Origin of the sequence: Bradyrhizobium hipponense (assembly GCF_008123965.1) — a bacterium.
GTDB classification, from domain to species: Bacteria; Pseudomonadota; Alphaproteobacteria; order Rhizobiales; family Xanthobacteraceae; genus Bradyrhizobium; species Bradyrhizobium hipponense.
This window is the reverse complement of record NZ_VSTH01000186.1, coordinates 1-1,054: the sequence shown is the minus strand read 5'-3', so window position 1 is coordinate 1,054 and position 1,054 is coordinate 1. Positions and strand designations below refer to the sequence as shown.

The following is a 1,054-nucleotide window of genomic DNA, read 5'->3' as shown; positions in this document are numbered from 1 at the left end:
TGTGGGGGCCTCTCCTTTCACCAACATGAGTAGACTTGCAGCCTGAAGAGCGGCACGACTGATCCGAGGGGAGCTCGCCATCGGGCGCAGAAGTCGCGCCACAACCTTGTATTCGGTCGATCCATTTGCGGATCGCACCATGATGCAGTTATGCGCATCGTCGGCGAAGCTCCGGGGCGGCGGGCCCAATCTTCACAGCGGCATTTGAAGCCATGGGTTTTACGTCGGGACACCGCCACCTCGGATTTGTCGGCAGCCTCTGGCAAGGGCTGCCAAACCGTTTGTCCTATCGTTGCTCTCTTTCCATGCTGTCGTTCATGACGCTGGACGTAACACGACGCCCTGCGGAACCTCGCCCCTCGTAACGAGACGCCAGAGGGCGATGAGCAGCTTACGCGCCAGTGCCACAATCATCGTCTTGCGTGTGCCGGCGCGTCCGTCGGCGGTTCGCGCCGCGAACCATTGGGCCAGGGCGCTGGTCTTTTGGAATCTGACAAAGCGCCAAGCCAGCTGGATCATGCCGCTGCGGACGCGGACATTGCCAGCACGCGCAAGACCTCGTTCGCGTCGACGGCTGCCGCTCTCGTCGGGCGAGCCAGTCAGGCCGGCGTAACGGGCGACGGCTTTGCGATCGCGCCAGTGGCGCAAAAAGATCTCGTTGACCAGCATGTCCGCCGTTTCGACACCAACGCCGAGGACACGGGCAATCAGGTGGACCATCGCGTGTGGGCTTTTCTTCTCCGCAGCAGGCGCCACCGCGAGCTTGCGCAGGCGTTCCTGTTCGACCGCGCGGATCTGGTCGCGCACGACGCGTAGCCGCGCGAGATGGCGGCGCAGTTCCGCAAGCGTGTTCTGTGGCAATGGCGTGCCTTCCGCCGTGCGTAGATCTTCGAGCTTTTCTGCAACCTTGCGCATGGTCGGCCGCAAAGAGCGAATGCCGAAGCGGATAAATATCGCCTTCATCTGGTTGATAATCCGCGTTTGCTCAGTAACCAGATTCTGGCGCTCGCGGTTCGGTCGCCTCGCGTCCTCCTCCTCGATCGTCGGGATCGCC

At 62.3% G+C, this 1,054-nt stretch carries 1 protein-coding gene; it reads right to left on the bottom strand.

From position 1 onward, the window contains the following. Window positions 1-315: 315 nt before the first annotated feature. Window positions 316-1,054: transposase (locus tag FXV83_RS38605; RefSeq protein ID WP_148745205.1), on the bottom strand; the 739-nt coding region annotated here is incomplete at its 5' end.